This is a genomic window from Micromonospora sp. B9E7 (assembly GCF_039871815.1).
In the GTDB taxonomy this organism is placed as follows: domain Bacteria; phylum Actinomycetota; class Actinomycetes; order Mycobacteriales; family Micromonosporaceae; genus Micromonospora.
The window spans coordinates 561,006-576,094 of record NZ_JBDPLX010000001.1 but is presented as its reverse complement, the minus strand read 5'-3'; the positions used below and the strand labels follow the sequence as shown (position 1 = coordinate 576,094).

The 15,089-nt window shown below is 69.2% G+C and carries 17 protein-coding genes; 4 read left to right on the top strand and 13 right to left on the bottom strand.

All coding sequences use genetic code 11. From position 1 onward, the window contains the following. Position 1 precedes the first annotated feature (1 nt). From ABGB10_RS02510 to ABGB10_RS02495, 4 genes are all read right to left on the bottom strand, one after another. On the bottom strand, positions 2-313 hold the full coding sequence (locus ABGB10_RS02510) for a hypothetical protein (RefSeq protein ID WP_347659180.1): 312 nt from the start codon (positions 311-313) through the stop codon (positions 2-4). Continuing rightward, the gene (locus ABGB10_RS02505; protein WP_347659179.1) at positions 313-1,953 is read right to left on the bottom strand and encodes an RICIN domain-containing protein; all 1,641 of its coding nucleotides are present in this window, start codon (positions 1,951-1,953) and stop codon (positions 313-315) included. Before ABGB10_RS02505 ends, ABGB10_RS02510 begins: the two co-directional genes overlap by 1 nt. 21 nt (positions 1,954-1,974) lie before the next feature. Then, positions 1,975-3,489, bottom strand: a complete 1,515-nt coding sequence (locus tag ABGB10_RS02500; RefSeq protein WP_347659178.1) for a family 43 glycosylhydrolase — start codon at positions 3,487-3,489, stop codon at positions 1,975-1,977. 296 nt (positions 3,490-3,785) lie between these two features. Beyond that, positions 3,786-4,427, bottom strand: a complete 642-nt coding sequence (locus ABGB10_RS02495) for a DNA alkylation repair protein (protein ID WP_347659235.1) — start codon at positions 4,425-4,427, stop codon at positions 3,786-3,788. A 157-nt stretch (positions 4,428-4,584) separates the two neighbouring features. Here ABGB10_RS02495 and ABGB10_RS02490 point away from each other — a divergent pair, with 157 nt between their 5' ends. Together ABGB10_RS02490 and ABGB10_RS02485 are read left to right on the top strand one after the other, a co-directional pair. Next, positions 4,585-4,977: a nuclear transport factor 2 family protein gene (locus ABGB10_RS02490; protein WP_347659177.1), complete on the top strand. Its 393-nt coding sequence runs from the start codon at positions 4,585-4,587 to the stop codon at positions 4,975-4,977. A 38-nt stretch (positions 4,978-5,015) separates the two neighbouring features. Continuing rightward, a complete protein-coding gene (locus ABGB10_RS02485) occupies positions 5,016-5,231 on the top strand; it encodes a DNA-binding protein (protein WP_347659176.1) in 216 nt (71 codons plus the stop codon). Between the two features lie 23 nt (positions 5,232-5,254). Here the strand turns inward: ABGB10_RS02485 and ABGB10_RS02480 are convergent, their stop codons facing one another. The 7 genes from ABGB10_RS02480 to ABGB10_RS02450 form a co-directional block, all read right to left on the bottom strand. Further along, positions 5,255-5,761 (bottom strand): SRPBCC family protein, encoded by a 507-nt coding sequence (locus tag ABGB10_RS02480; RefSeq protein WP_347659175.1) that lies wholly within the window; start codon positions 5,759-5,761, stop codon positions 5,255-5,257. Then, positions 5,758-7,023 carry a sigma-70 family RNA polymerase sigma factor gene (locus ABGB10_RS02475; RefSeq protein ID WP_347659174.1) on the bottom strand — a complete coding sequence of 422 codons (1,266 nt, stop codon included), beginning with the start codon at positions 7,021-7,023 and terminating at the stop codon, positions 5,758-5,760. The genes ABGB10_RS02480 and ABGB10_RS02475 overlap by 4 nt, the downstream gene beginning before the upstream one ends. Beyond that, on the bottom strand, positions 7,020-7,376 hold the full coding sequence (locus tag ABGB10_RS02470) for a YciI family protein (RefSeq protein WP_347659173.1): 357 nt from the start codon (positions 7,374-7,376) through the stop codon (positions 7,020-7,022). Before ABGB10_RS02470 ends, ABGB10_RS02475 begins: the two co-directional genes overlap by 4 nt. A gap of 156 nt (positions 7,377-7,532) precedes the next feature. Further along, positions 7,533-8,771, bottom strand: a complete 1,239-nt coding sequence (locus ABGB10_RS02465; RefSeq protein ID WP_347659172.1) for an MFS transporter — start codon at positions 8,769-8,771, stop codon at positions 7,533-7,535. 111 nt (positions 8,772-8,882) lie between these two features. Continuing rightward, positions 8,883-9,629, bottom strand: a complete 747-nt coding sequence (locus tag ABGB10_RS02460; RefSeq protein WP_347659171.1) for an aminoglycoside phosphotransferase family protein — start codon at positions 9,627-9,629, stop codon at positions 8,883-8,885. 145 nt (positions 9,630-9,774) lie between these two features. Beyond that, positions 9,775-10,059, bottom strand: a complete 285-nt coding sequence (locus tag ABGB10_RS02455; protein WP_347659170.1) for a hypothetical protein — start codon at positions 10,057-10,059, stop codon at positions 9,775-9,777. Positions 10,060-10,071: 12 nt separating this feature from the next. Continuing rightward, positions 10,072-10,908, bottom strand: coding sequence for a hypothetical protein (locus ABGB10_RS02450; protein WP_347659169.1), 837 nt, complete (start codon positions 10,906-10,908; stop codon positions 10,072-10,074). A 200-nt stretch (positions 10,909-11,108) separates the two neighbouring features. On the opposite strand from ABGB10_RS02450, the gene ABGB10_RS02445 reads away from it, so the two are divergent. Next, positions 11,109-11,543 carry a VOC family protein gene (locus ABGB10_RS02445; protein ID WP_347659168.1) on the top strand — a complete coding sequence of 145 codons (435 nt, stop codon included), beginning with the start codon at positions 11,109-11,111 and terminating at the stop codon, positions 11,541-11,543. Positions 11,544-11,570: 27 nt separating this feature from the next. Here ABGB10_RS02445 and ABGB10_RS02440 read toward each other — a convergent pair whose 3' ends face one another. Beyond that, positions 11,571-12,584, bottom strand: coding sequence for a hypothetical protein (locus ABGB10_RS02440; protein WP_347659167.1), 1,014 nt, complete (start codon positions 12,582-12,584; stop codon positions 11,571-11,573). Between the two features lie 254 nt (positions 12,585-12,838). Next, on the bottom strand, positions 12,839-13,645 hold the full coding sequence (locus tag ABGB10_RS02435; protein ID WP_347659166.1) for an IclR family transcriptional regulator: 807 nt from the start codon (positions 13,643-13,645) through the stop codon (positions 12,839-12,841). A gap of 134 nt (positions 13,646-13,779) precedes the next feature. Here ABGB10_RS02435 and ABGB10_RS02430 point away from each other — a divergent pair, with 134 nt between their 5' ends. Beyond that, on the top strand, positions 13,780-15,057 hold the full coding sequence (locus tag ABGB10_RS02430) for a sugar ABC transporter substrate-binding protein (RefSeq protein ID WP_347659165.1): 1,278 nt from the start codon (positions 13,780-13,782) through the stop codon (positions 15,055-15,057). Positions 15,058-15,089 lie beyond the last annotated feature (32 nt).

Sequence of the window (15,089 nt, the reverse complement as noted above, 5' to 3'; positions counted from 1 at the left end):
CTCAGTGTGTCCAGCCGGCGGCGTGAAAAGCGTTGTGCAACCAGCCTCCTTGACTGAGGGGTCGGATGGTCCCGCCGTCGTCGACGAGGTGCGGGAACAGGGGCAGGACCTTGGCGAGATCCTGTTCGGCTGGTCGAGGCAGTTGGGCGATGGCCGCGTCGAGCATCAGGCCGGTCGCCTCGACGAGGTCGGGGTTCTTCCTGAGGTACGCCGCGACGTGGTCCACCATGGCGGTGAGACGCTGGCGTACGCGGTCGGCCTCGGGTTCGTTGCCGCTGTCCTGGAGGGAATGGGGTGACGCGGCGGCGGCCATCAACACCACGTGAGCGTCGAGTTGACCCTCGTGACGTTGCTGATCGTGTTGTTCGCACCACCGCAGGGGTTCTGGGTGATGTTGGTGCCGTTGACGCTCAGGTTCTGGAACCGGATGCCGGAGGAGATCGGGAACTCCGTCCGCGACGCGATCCTCATCTCGCCGCCGCCCGTCACCGTCCCGGACACTCCGGCGATGACGACGTTGTAGCAGTTCTCCACCAGGATCGAGTTGTTTCCCGTGTTCGAGATCGTCACCCGGTCGATGACCGCGCCACCGGACTCGGACACGCAGAAGATCCCCCGGCCGCCCCCGGACGCGATCACGTTCCCGACCCGGATGTTGGTCGGATACGAGCTGTCCACCCGGCCGTTGCGGTTGGCCATCCGGAACGCCGCGTACCCGGTCCCGGCACCGGCGTTCTGCGCGTCGACAGTGCCCACCGTGGCGTTGATCGTGTCGTTGAGCAGCAGGCCGGAGTAGCCGGTGTTCCGCGCCGTGACCGTTCCGATGGTCAGTCCGTCCACCCCGTACGTCTCCACCCCGTGCGCGCCGGTTCCCGACACGTACACGTTGTCGATGCGTACGTTGCGGACCTTGACCGACCGATCCCCACCGTGGTTGTCGATCCGCACACCCAGACCGCCGGAGAGCCGCATGTCGATCTGCCCGAGCGTCAGGTTGTTCACGTTGCGCGTGAAGATCCCGTACAGCGGCGACCCGGTCAGCGTCAGGTTCTGCACCTCGACGTCCGTGGTTCCGCGCGAGTACACCGGCGCCTGGTCGCCCGAACCCGACCCGGTCACGTTGATCGTGCCGCACACCGCCAGTGTCGTGTACGACGGCAGCGACAACCGCGAACCCGCGCTCATCGACCCGGAGCCGCGCACCACCACGCGCTGCTTGGACGTCCGACCCGCCGACAGCGAGTTGACCGCCGCCTGCATCGCCGACAACATGCTGGATCCCGAATAGACCGTCGACGAGCCGTTACGAGCCGTCCAGGTACTTCCGCTCAGGACGGCCTCCGCGTTTGTCGACCCGCTGCCGCAGCCGGTGCTCCCGCCGCCTACCGCGATCATCTGCCACTGCTGGTTCGTGCCGCCGATGTCGGTGTACTGACTGATGCGGCCACCGTCGGCGGTGGACCGCTCCCAGGTCTCCAGTGCCTTACCCGAGTGGCGGTTGATCAGCCGGACATGACCACCGTCGGAGTCGAGAACCTGGAACTGCTGGTTGGCGGCATTGAGATCGGACCACTGGCGGTAGTCGGCGCCGTCGGCCGCGTTCCACTCCCACAGGTCGACCACCTTGCCGCTGTGCCGAGCCTTGAGGCGGTAGTAGCCACTCCCGGAGGAGACGAACTGGAACTGTTGCCACTCGCCGTCGTTGCGGGACCACTGCTGGATCACAGCGCCGTCCTGCGTCGAGGTGTCCCGGACGTCGAGGACCTTGCCACTGTGCCGGTTGACCAGGACGTAGTAGGCGTTGGTGTCGATGGTTGCCGCCGCTGCCGGCGGTGCGACGACCAGAACGGCACCGGCCGCGCCGACCAACGTGGTGATCATGGCCAGCACCAGACCGGAACGCCCCGCACGGCGGACCGGCTCGGCGCTGGATGGCGTGGTGGTGAGGGACATGGGTCCTCCTGCTGGTGGCGGCTATTCGAGGTGGAAGGTGGCGGAACCACGCTCGGCGGTCGAGGTCACCGGTTCCAGGTAGAGCAGTCCGTCGCGGTGGCGCACGTACCGCCCGGGGAAGTTCTGCGACTCCAGGGAGAGCCCATCGCTCGCGGCCAGGCCGGATCGGCGTTGGAAGCTCGCGTCGTTGCCGAAGAGGGAAGACCCGTCGTTCTTCTCGACGTAGAGCACATAGCCACGGTGCCGCAGGTAGTAGCCGGGGAAGTTGGTCGACTCCAACGACACCGAGCCGCCGCCGGCGAGGCCGTTGACGATGCGGAACTGCGAGTCGGCCAGGTTGGTCACGTTCGGCTCGACCCGGGCCCGGTAGTCGTAGTGCCGTACGTAGCTGCCGCTCAGGTCGTGTGCCCGCAGCCGAACCGGCGTGGCTCCGTCGGGCACCGGGATGCCGAAGTTCGGGGTGCCGTCCGCGTTCCAGTACAGCTTCTGGAGTCTGGTCCGCCGGTTCGGGTCGTTGAGCGGATCGCCGCTGATGTCGCGGTAGTTGCGGTCGTGGTAGACGAGGATGTCGCTCTGCCCGTCCTCCGAGACGGTGAACGAGTTGTGACCGGGGCCGTACTGGCCGGTGGCCGCGTTGCTGGCGAACACCGGGGTGGGGCTCTTGCTCCACGAGGCGACGTCGAGCAGGTTCGCGGTGGCAGAGGCGCTCAGCATCCCGAGGCAGTAGTTGGCGTCGGTGGCGCTGGCCGAGTAGGTCAGGAAGATGCGGCCGTTGCGCTGAATCACCGCCGGCCCCTCGGCGACCCGGTAGCCGCGGGTCTCCCAGTCGTACGTCGGCACGACGAGCCGGGTCACCGTGCCCGTGATCTGCCAGGGGTTGGCACCCATCCGGGCGAGGTAGACGTTGGAGTTGTTGGGCATGCTCGGTTCCTGCTGTGCCCAGGTCAGGTAGCGCACCCCGTTGGCGGCGAAGGTCGAGGCGTCGAGGCTGAACGTGTCCCAGGGTGTGGTGATCCGGCCGCGTTCGGTCCACGAACCGCTCAGCGGATTCGCGTTGGCGTTCTCCAACACGTACATCCGGATCCGCCACACGTCATCGGTCCGGCCCGCGGCGAAGTAGACGTACCACCGGTTGTTGATGAAGTGGATCTCCGGTGCCCAGATATGGGCACCCATCTCTCCGCTGGTGTGCCGGTTCCAGATCGTCGTCTCCGCCGCCGTCGCCAGCCCCTGCAGGGTGGTCGCACGTCGCAGCACGATCCGGTCGTACTGCGGCACCGTCGCGGTCATGTAGTAGTAGCCGTCGGTGTGCCGGACGATGTGCGGATCGGCTCGCTGGTTCACCAGCGGATTGGTGTAGTTCACGGCCGGTGCGGCCTGCGCCGGCCCGGCCACCGGCAGCCCGGCCGACACCGCGACCACCACCAACACCGCTGCCAGCGCAGACCGGAGGCGTCGTGGGCCACGGGGGCCGGCCGGCGCGGAACCAACTGCTGGGCGGACGACCGGCCCGGTGCGGGGGAGTGGCAGCGACATCTGTCCTCCGTGCGGTTGGTGAGCGTCCAGACGACGCCACCCTGGGACGGTCGACCTGCGGCATCCCGCCGGGAAGGAGCGTGAGCGGGCCGGGAGACATGACGGTGGTGTTACGTCGAGGTGGCGAATCAATGTTCGCGTTAACATCGATGTGTGTCAAGGTCCCGTGGTTGCCGGCTGGCTCCGGCTGCGCCGATTGGGCCAGCACGGTCGACTGGAACCGGGTGCTCGAGGGCTGACGACGACGGGGGGCGTTCCCCGCGCCGCCGCCACCATCCGCCCGGTCGAGGCCCTGTTCAGGCGTGCGCTCGGCGCACCATTTCGCTGATCCAGGCGGGCGCGTACGGAGATGTGCAGCCCGGGGAGGTCGGGTAGTCCTTGAGCACCGCCAGGCGTTCGCCGATGTCGATCGCGCGGGCGCGGTGCACGGCGTGCTCGATCCCGATCTGGGCCAGGCAGTGGTTCATCGCCCACTGGAGGCGGTCCGGCGCGTCCCTCATCTCGCTCTCGATGACGTCGAGCAGTCTCGGGAGGTCGAGGCTCTCGGGCTGCTTCGCCACGCGCTCGGTGGTCAGCGCCCAGCCGGCGCTCGCGACCACCGGATCCGGGTCGGCGCACCAGGCCGGGCGCAGCTCTTCGGAGTGCGGGTTCTTCTTCACCACGTAGTTCACGAGCCAGTCGTGCACCTTCGGTGCGCGTGCCTCGCGCAGCATGGTGTCCAGCTCGTCACGCCCGAACGCCCGGGGGCGGCAGATCAGGATCGCCAGCAGTCTCGCCGCGGTGTCGTCGGTCTTCCAGAGCTGACGCGCGAGTTCCTGCTGCGTCTTCAGCCGCTTCGCGAGCGCACGAAGCTTGCCGAGGTGCACGCCGTGATCGTCACCGTGCTTCGCGTTCACCTCGCGCGTCCGGGGGTCCGCCAGTGCGGCCAGTTCGGCCATCACCTCGGCCACCACCGTGTCGGTCGGCGTCGTAGCGGTCACCGCAGCCTCCAGCTCCTCGGGTGTGAGATGCACCTTACGACGGGGTCGGCCGGCGGTGACCTGCGGCTTGTCGGTTCCGGCTACCCGCCGCCCACCGAATGGCACAGTGATGTCCATGGACAGGAAGCACGTCAACGATTGGCTCGCCGCCTACGAGCGGGTGTGGCGGACGCCGGGCACGGACGCCCTGGTCACCCTCTTCACCGAGGATGCGAGCTACCAGCAGGGACCGTACTGGACGCCCGTCGTCGGACTGCCGGCCATCGCGCAGATGTGGGAGAAGCAGCGCAAAGGTCCCGACGAGGTGTTCCAGATGGCCAGCGAGATCGTCGCGGTCGAGGGTGACACCGCGGTGTCGCGCCAGGAGGTCCGCTACGGCGACCCGGTCGAACAGGAGTACCGCGACCTGTGGGTCATGCGGTTCGCCGACGACGGACGGTGCCGGTCGTTCGAGGAGTGGCCGTTCTGGCCGGGCCAGCAGCCGGCCAACCCTCCGGACGGCTCGTGACCCGAGGCCTCGCGGCAGGGGCGGACTATCGTGATTCCGTGAGTACCCGCCACGTGCCCCCGCAGGTCGGTGACCTGCCGCCGATCGGGCGACCAGCCAACAGCGCCCTGCTCGAAGCCGGCATCACCACGCTCGCCCAGGTGGCCACCCACAGCCGCCGCGATCTGCTGGCCGTGCACGGGGTGGGGCCGAAGGCGGTCGACATCCTGGCTGCCGCGCTGGCCGAGCATGGGCTGGCCTTCGCGGCTTCGTAGGAGGGGCCGCTGGCACCGCTGCCTCAGTCGCGCACGTTGGTGCAGAGTGCCTCCAACCGCTCCAGCGTCGCGGTCATGCTCGTGACCCAGCTGCGGCCGCCGTCCATCGCCGCCTGCTCGTCGGCCGGCAGCTCGGAGCAGTCATAGGTTTCGGTCACGATGGTCGCGTCCGGGCCGTCGGGGGTCAGCTCGTAGGTCCACCGGTGTCCCCATCGCGTCGGAGGCGTGGCACCCGGTGCGGTGTCCGGGTGGCCTCGACCCGGCTCCGGCCTCCAGCCGATGCGCCGGTTCACCTCGTACTCGACGACGTGGTTGTCCATCTCGTAGTCGCCGTACCGCGAGTAGTGCATTCTCATCACGAAGACTTCGCCGACGCCGCCGACCACCGCCCCCGATACGGCACCCCGCAGCATCCCGGAGCCGTCGAGATCGGTGTGCCGCCGAGGGTCCGCGAGGATCCGGAAGATGTCGGCCGCTGGCGCGGCGATCCGCCGGGACACCGCGACGGGCGCGGTCTGACCACGCGTCACCGGTACGCCTCCTCGAAGCTGATCGTCACCGACGCCTGGTGCTGGACGTCACCGAGCCGTTCGGTGAGGAAGGCGCGTTCGACCTCGTTGTCGGTGTGGATCAATGCCTCCTGGTAGGCGTCCGCCGCCGGTGCCCACCGGTGCAGCTGGCGCAGGAAGTCACCACGGGCGGCGCTGAGGTAGCCGTAGGTGGCCAGGACCGGTTCGGCGAGCAGTGGCGTCAGCGCGTCGAGACCGGCCTGCGGGCCGTCGCGAAGACCCACGGCCACGGCACGGTTGAGCTCGACCACCGGCGAGGGCCAGAGCTGGAGCAGGACGTCGTACAACCCGACGATCTCCGCCCAGTCGGTGTCCTGCCAGGTCGGCGCTTCGGCGTGCACGGCGACGATCGCGGCCTCGACGGCGTACCGTGTCGGCGGCCTGCGGCGCAGCGCGTCGGTCACCAGGGCGACACCCTCGCTGATGAGCTGGGTGTCCCAACGCCTGCGGTCCTGCTCCGAGAGCAGTTGCAGCCGCCCGGTGGCGGAGAGGCGACTGCCGTCGCGCGCATGGATGAGCAGCAGCAGCGCGAGCAGGCCGCTGATCTCCGTATCGGTCGGCATGAGCAGGTGCAGCGTGCGGGCGAGGTTGATTGCGCTGTCGACCAGGTCGCGGCGGACAAGGTGCGCGCCGCTCGGCGCCGTGTGGCCGGTAGTGAAGATCAGATGGAGGACTTCGAGGACGGCGCTGACGCGTCCGGCGAGCTGGTCGGGTGACGGCACACGGTACGGGACACGAGCCTTGGTGATCTTCTTCTTGGCCCGCGTGATCCGTGCGGCCATGGTGGGTTCCGGCACCAGGAACGCGCGGGCCACCTCGGCCGTGGACAGGCCGCACACCAGCCGCAGCGTCAGCGCGACCTGAGCGTCGCGGGACAGGGCCGGATGACAGCAGGTGAAGACGAGACGGAGCCTGTCGTCATCGAGGCCGTCCTCGGGGCCGGGCACCGACTGGTCGGTCACCAGCAGCGGTAGAGCCCGACGCATCGCCGACTCGCGGCGCAGCACGTCCAGCGCCCGGTTGCGGGCGGTGGTCGTCAGCCACGCACCGGGGCGATCGGGGATCCCGATCTGGGGCCAGACCCGCAGCGCCTGGGCGTAGGCGTCCTGCGTGCACTCCTCCGCGAGATCCAGGTTCCGGGTCAGGCGTGCCGTCGCGGCCAGCAACTGGGCCCAGTCGCGGCGGTGCGCCTGCGCGACCGCCGCGACGACCTCGGCGCTCATCCGTGGTCGACCACCGGTCGGATCTCCACCCCGCTGTGCCCGGCGGAGACCTCGTACAGTCGCGACGCCATACTGATCACCGCGTCGAGGTCAGGGGCTTCGACCAGGTAGTAGCCGCCCACCGCCTCCTTGGTTTCCAGGAACGGCCCGTCCGTGATGGTCAGCCGACCATGCGGGTCTACGCGCAATGTGGTCGCGACGGCCGCCGGCTCCAACTGCTGGGCGTCGAGGACGGCCGGCCCGGCTGCCGCGGCGAAGGTGCGGTGGGCCTCGTCGAGCCTCTGCGTCTCCTGCGGTGACATCGCGGCCCACTGCCGCTCGTCGCCGTGGATGAGGATCAGGTACTTCGCCATGTCGCGCATCCCATCGTGTGGAGCCCGCGCGGGCCCGCCTACCTCACCGACGAGTCAACCTGATCGCCGATCGACAGGCGAGATCAATTTCACAAGTGGACACTCAGTAGCCGTGTGAGGCCCTCCCCACGGCAGCCCGCCGCTCCGCCGCAAGATTCACACCCTGGCCTCGGCAAGTTTCGGGACCGCGTCGAGCGGCAGGTCGCGCATCCGGCGGATCGGGGTCGACAGATAGATGATCGGGGACAGCACGGTGAGCGCTCCGAAGAGCAGCAGGGTGGTACGCGCACCGAGCGGCCCGGCCAGGACGCCGGCCAGCAGACCGCCGAGCGGGATGGCGCCCCAGGAGACGAACTTGACCGTGGCGATCACCCGCGACAGGAGCTCCGGCGGGCTGGCGAGCATCCGGTAGGTGCGGGTGGTCACGCTGAGCACCACCGTGGAGCCGGCGAAGACGAGGTTTCCGGCGGCGAAGGCCAGGTAGGCGGCGGTGCCGGTGCCCAGCGGGATGACGAGCGCGCCGGCCACGCCGACGAAGGCCGCGATGATCAGGCCGCGCGCCGTGCCGACCCGATCGGTGAACCGGGTCGTCAATGTGGCACCGATGAGCGTGCCGAGGCCGTCGGCGGCGAGGAGCAGCCCGACCAGGAGTGGCGAGGCGTGCAGCTCGCGCACCAGGTAGAACGGGAAGAGGGCGAGCAGCGCGCCGTTGACGAAGTTCGTCGCGGTGGCGTCCCACATGGCCGGCCCCATGATCGGGTGTCGGAGCACGAAGTGCCAGCCCTCCCGGATCATGGTGACCATCGGCGGACGTTCGGCCGATCGTTGCACCCGCCGGGCCGGGAGGGTACGCAGCAGCACGGCGGAGACCAGATAGCTGGCGGCGTCCACGAACAGTGTCGGCACCGCACCCAGCACATGCACCGCGAGGCCGCCCAGGGAGGGCCCGCCCAGCTGGGTGACAGCGTGGGTGCCGGAGTTGAGGCTGTTGCGCGCCTGCAACTGCGTGGCGGGCACGATCTCCGGCAGGAAGGTCTGGTTGGCCACGTCGAACAGCACGTTGGCGAAGCTCACGACCAGGGCGACCCCGACGAGCTGGGCCACCGTCAGGGCGTCGAACCACCAGGCCAGGGGGACGGACGCGATGGCCAGAGCTCGGATCAGGTCCAGGGTCACCTGCATGCCGCGCAGCGGCAGGCGCTGCACGACGACCCCGGCCGGCAGGCTGATCAGGAGGTACGCGAGATAGCCGGCCGCCGTGATCAGACCCATTTCGAAAGCCGACGCGTCCAGAACGGTCAGTGCGGTCAGCGGCAGGGCCACCCCGCCGACCGCCGAGCCGAGGTGACTCGTCGTGCCGGCGCCCCACCAGCGCCAGAAAGCAGTAAGTCTCATAATGGAACTGACCATAGTGGTTGGCGAGGGTCGAGTGTGACCCCGCCGACGGGGCTGCGGCCGCGCGAGGCGACAGCCCTCGGGGAACACCCGGCAAGGCGGCCAGGTCGACTAGGGTTCCTGCATCCGGGATCTGAGCACGTCGAATTCGCACCCCGGCTTGTCCGGATCGAAGCCGTGCTCGATCAGCCAGTGCGACGCCACCAGGCTGCGCAGTGACCACCAGGCGCGGATCACGTCCCGCTCAGCGCCGGCGCCGTAGCCGGCGAGCAGGTCGTCCAGGCGTTCCTCGTGCCCGAGCGTCAAGGTGGCGAGGTCGAACATGGCGTCGCCGGGAGCGGCCTCGGACCAGTCGATGAAGCCGGTTACCTCGTCGCCGTCGACGAACACGTGGGTGATCTGCAGGTCGCCGTGGATGAACACCGGTTTCCACGGCCGGAGCGCGGCTTCGGCGATCTCGCGGTTGCGTCGAATCACCTCGGCGGGCAGAACGGCGTTGGCGAGCAGCCACGTGCACTCGCCGTCGAGTTCCGCAGCCACGTCGTCGAGCCTGCGCCCCGGCCACGGTGGCAACGGCGCATCGTGCAGCCTGCGGATGGCGGCACCCACCGCAGCCCATGCCTCCGGCGACGCGGCCGACGGTTCGCCGAGGAGGCCGAGCGCCCTGCCGGGCACGGCGGCGATCGCGAGCACGGGCGGCTCGTGCCAGAGGATCGCCGGGGTCGGTATCGGGGCCATCGCCATGGCCCGCACCTCGACGTCGGCGTGCGCCGGGTTCCCGTCGACCTTGAGGAACACGTCGCCGACGCGGAGCGTCGCGCGCTGCCGGTGGGCGACGACGACTTCAACCTCCTCCATACCGAGCCATCCTGGCGGCGATGGCCGCCGATGTCGTCGGATTTTGTCGGTGGCGGAGCGTCGCCGGTTCAGGCTGGTGTGGCGGGTGCGGGCGTCGAGTGGGCACCAAGCGCCCCGTCCGTTGCGGACGGGGCGCTTCGTCGTGTCAGTCGGACTGTGTGTCGGAAACCGATCGGTTCTCGCCGGCCGTCGACGTCGGGACGCCAGCTACCTCGATCCGGGGTGACCGGTCCGGCGGAAGGTGGGCGAGGTCGGCGATCACGACCACGTCCACTTCGCCATCGACCATATTCTGCTCGACGGTCTCCCAGGGTGCCCGGACGATTCCCTTCAACCGGTAGTCGTGGTGCCGAAGGTGCGAAAGACACACTGCGACGGCAGGCTCCGAGGGTTCGATGTGGGCGGGGATCCAGATGACGGCTATCTCCATGATCTCTCCTGATCAACGTCGTGGACGCGGCTGGGTGATCAGGAGTCGCTGTGGCGGTGGGGGGCCCCGCTCCACGGGCCGGCTGGTGGCGCGCATGTCGACGGCAGCCACGGTGAGCCCTCGGGACAGGGGCGAGATGTGCGGCGGACACTCGCCGGTCGACGTCGGCGCGTCGACACCGCTGGCGCCGAAACCGCCGGGTGTGGAGGCCCGCGCCAACACGAACGCCGGTGGCCCCGGTTCGGGGCGGGCCGGCGAGCCCGGAGTCGGCGCTGCGGCAGCGGCCACCACCGCCTGCGACTGGTCCGCCGACCGGGTCCGGTTCCCGTCGGCGCGGTCAAAGCCGTCGCGGGACACCGTCACCGTCGCGGAGGTCGAAGGTGATGACGGCGGCAGCGGCGACGGCGACGGCGACGAGGCAGAGCGGGCAGCCGGGGAAGCAGCGGGGGACGCGACGCGGGCGGTGGGTGACGGGGACCTCGGCGGTGTACGAGGCAGGTCGGGAATGACGGCGGAGGGCTTCACCGACGTCGAGGGCAGGGGAACGTCGGACGGCAGCGGCAGCGGCAGCGGAACGTCGGACGGCAGCGGCAGCGGCAGCGGGCTGTCGGACGGCAGCGGCAGCGGGATGGACGACGGCAGCGGTAGGGCGATGGCCAGGGGTGACTCGACCACGCGGGGCAACAGTGCCTCGACGCTGGTCGGCGGGGCAGCGGCCTGCGCCGGGCGGAGACCGGTTGGCGACGGCACTGGCGACGGCGCGTGCGCGTCGGCGGGGTCAGCGCCCAGGGTTGCGCCGAGCGCCACCGCGCCGAGCGCCACCGCGGGCAGACTGTGCGTCAGGCGCATCGCGCGAGGGCTACGGGACGTCGTGTCGCCAACTCTGCCCGGCCCGATCTCCCGGGCCGGTGCCGCTGGCCGAGCAGTCGCTCCTCGCGTCCCGCCGTTCGTTCCATGCGGGGGTTCTTGCCCCCGGAAAACGTGGACTACACCTCCCGTCGATGTGTTGCCCGGCCGTGAAGGAGGGAAGGCTCCACTATGGTGGTCCGATGGCGACGGTCAAGCAGGTCCAGATCACCTTCGACTGCGCGGACCCGGAGCGTGTCGCTCGCTTCTGGTGCGAGGTGCTGGGATATGTCGTTCCCCCGCCGCCGGAGGGTTTCGCGACCTGGGACGACTTCGATCGCACCCTGCCGGCCGAACATCAGGGCACGGCGTTCGCGTGCGAGGATCCCTCAGGCGTGGGCCCTCGGCTGTTCTTCCAGCGCGTCCCCGAGGGCAAGGTGGTCAAGAACCGGTTGCACCTCGACGTGCGGGTCGGCACCGGGCTCGTGGGGGAGGATCGGCTGGCCGCACTCGAAGCCGAGTGCGCGCGATTGGTCCCGCTCGGCGCGGTACGCGTACAACTGCTGCGCGCCGACGGCGTGAACGAGTCGTGCCTCGTGATGCAGGATGTCGAGGGCAACGAGTTCTGCCTCGACTGACGACCGCGTACGAGGCGTCTGCACGAGTCAACGCCCGGTGCGTGGCGGCGTCGGGGGCGGCTGCCGGAGGGCGTCGTCGATGATTCCCGGCATCCGCCGGGCCACCCCGGCGAGGAGGTCCGCGACCTGGACGCGCGGGTCGTCGCGGGAGTCGACCATCACCAGCCCAGCGAGCGGTGACACTCCGTCCGGCAACGCCCCGGCCCGGCCGGCGTTTGCCGGCCACGCGCTGCTGCCGTCGGCCAGTATCCGCTGAAGGCGGGTCAACCGATCGGCCGTCAGGGCACTCTGCTCGTCGTGGGTCACCAGCACCTGCCGCCGGCCACTGCTCCAGGACAGGACCGTCTCGGCCAGCGCCGGCAGCAGCGGTTCCAGCGGTGGGGGGATCGCCCTGTCGTCGTTGTCGAGCCGGGCCAGGACAGCCCGCACGTGGCCCGGGCTGAGCCCCGCGAGAACGTCGTCGACCGCCGCGCCGAGGCGGTGTCGGAGCAGCGCGTCGCGGGCCTCGAAGAACCGCCGCACCGTCTGGTGGACGGGGAGCCGCCGCTTCATCCGGACACAATCGACGAACGCGGTCAGGAAGGCGTCCCAGTCGTTTCCGGCCGCGTGTCTGGCGTCGTACAGGGCGAGAGCGGCCGGACGGTGCTCACCCGCCAGGCGGGTGCCGGCCGCGTACGACGGCTCGACCAGCAGGAGATCGACGATCCGGGTGACGAGGAAGAACTCCTTGTCGATCAGGTGGACGTGCGCACGGCCGGTCAGCGCCGTCCGGAGCCACCCCAGGGCCTCGTCCGCACCCGAGCCGCGCAGGAACCGCCCGGACTTGAGCTCGTGCGGTGAGAACCGGAAGCTCGACCGCAGCGTGGCGATGAGCGCGACGGCCTCGTCGACGGTCAGGTCGACACTCGCGTGTGTGATCACCGGGGCGGTCGAGCGCAGCAGGTTGGTGCCAGAGAATCCGGACTCGTCGCAGGCGATCTCCACGACTGCGCCGACCACGGCGTCCCTGAGTGGCATACCGCCCTGAAGTGGTGATCTCACACCCGGGTTCCCACCATGCCGACCATGGTCACCCGTGCGCCCACTCGGAGCAACCAGATTGCGAGGTGGAACGTGGCCGACGGGTCTGGACGTGGCCTGGATCGATCAGGTCTCGACCCTGACCGGGGCTGTGGGCGCGGCCGGCGATGACCGTCGCTCACCTGCACATCGACATGGCGGGCCAGCCGAAGCGGATGGCGAGCGGTGCAGCCGGGCACCTGACGGCGGACACCCAGCCGTGAGTGGGCACCGCGTCAGGGGGTTGCGCCCAGCAACCGGTCGTCGCCTGAGTCGTCCACGTTCGCGGATGGCGGGGGTGTGTATCCCAGCTCGGACGAGATCTGGTTCGCGGTCTCCAGCAGGAGCGGAAGTGCCTTCTTCAACTTGTCGAGGCTCGCGATGACCTCGATGGCCGTCATCGAGGCGGCGGCGATGACCTGCCCTCGTGAGTCCCTGATGGGAGCGGCGACACACATGACGTAGGCGTCGTGTTCGCCGTTGTCGGTGGCCCAGCCGTGTTCGCGGATGCGGGCGAGTTCGGCCTCCAGGGATTCCTGGTCGGCGAAGGTGGTGTCGGTGAACCTCTCGAAGACGACGTGGGAGAGGAGACGGTCGCGCTCCGCCGAGGGCAGGTAGGCCAGGATCGTCTTACCGACGGCGCTCGCGTATATCGACACCGCGCGCCCCACCCGCGACGGCAGCTTGACGGCGTCGAACGCCGGGCTGTCCACCTTGTCGATATAGATGATCTCGTCGCCGGTCAGTTGCGCCAGGTGCACGGTGTGGCTGGTTTCCCGTTGCAGCGCCCGCAGGTGTACGGCAGCGAACTGGCGCAGGTCCATCGAACCGAGCGCGAGTTCGGACAACTCGATGACGCCGCTACCGAGCACATAGGTGCCCGCGCCGGTGCGGCGTACGAAGCGTGCGGACTCCAGCGTCTGCAGGATGCGCAGGGCTGTGGACTTGTGGACGCCGAGCACGTCCGCCGCCTCGGTGAGCGACAGCGGGTGCTCCGCCGATCGACGGATGAGGTCGATCGCGCGGCGAATCGATTGCGCCAAGGCCCTGTCTCCCCTCGCTGCGCCGGTCTGTTGCCGCCGCTGCCATTGCGTATTACGCAATATAGTTCACGCGATGCGCAACCGCTACTTGACACCGTTGCACATGACGCTACGATCGTTGCAAATTAATCCCTATGACGCTGACTCGTAACAGTGGAGTAACTATGGGTAATCAGCGCGCTCGCTTCGGCATTGCCGGTGCGACATGTGCACTCGGCTTGGTCGCCGCCCTCCTGACCGGCTGCGGCTCTGACGGTGGCTCAAGTGATGGCGTCACCAAACTGACCTTCGCCGCCTCGACCTTCGGCGACCCGGGCCGCGGGCCCCAGTTGACGAAGTGGCTCGACGAGTTCAACAACAGCCAGGACAAGGTCCAGGTCTCCGCCGCCGCGGTGCCGTACCCGACCTTCGGCCAGACGGTGCTCACCCAGATGGGCAGCGGCAAGGGGCCTGACCTGGTCCGCTTCGACATGCCCGAGTTCGAGGCCGCCTCGGACGCCGGTCTCGTCGCACCGCTGGACAAGCTGATCGACGCCGGCAAGTACGACCTGCTCAAGCAGCCGGACCAGTTCATGGTCCACGACGGTGTCCGGCACGGTTTCATCTTCGAGGCGTCGAACTACGCGATGTTCTACAACGCGGACCTGATCCCGACGCCGCCGTCCACCTACGAACAGTTCACGTCCACCGCGAAGTCGCTCACCAAGGGTGACGTCTACGGCCTGGCGTTCCGCCAGACGGAGGCCGAAGAGGCCGGCGTGTGGCAGGACATCTTCAACTACGTCTACGGCTTCGGCGGCGCGTGGTCCGACGGCAAGAACCTGACGATCAACTCAGCGGAGAACCTCAAGGGCCTGCAGGCGTACAAGGATCTGTACGACGCCAAGGTGATCCCGCGCGGTGCCGACGCCGCGACGTTCCGGCGGATGTTCGCCGAGGGCAAGGTCGGGATGGAGCTCAACAACGGCGGATACGTGACCGCGACGCGCGGTCAGAACGCGAAGCTGAACTTCACCGTCGCGCCCATCCCGTTCCCGGTACGCAAGCAGGGCGCGATCCTGGCGCCGATCGTGATCAACGAGGCGAGCGAGGGCAAGGACGAGGCGGCCACCTTCATCAAGTGGGCGTTGGAGCCGCAGAACCAGGTGAAGCTGCAGGAGATCCTCGGCGCGAGCAGCGTCGCCACCACCACGCAGCGCAGCGCCGAGTCGCTCAAGGCGACCCCGTTCCTCCCGGTCTTCGACGGGCTCACCGAGACCAGCCTGCCGCAGATCGTCCTGGGATTCGAAGCCAAGACGCCGGACATCCGCAAGGTGGTCGTGCAGAACGTGATCGCGGCGTTGCAGGGCAAGGCCGACCTCAAATCGGCGCTGGACCGCGCCCAGCAACAGGCGACCGAGCTGGTCCGCTGACGGCTCGACAAAGGCGACGCTGCCGGCGCGAA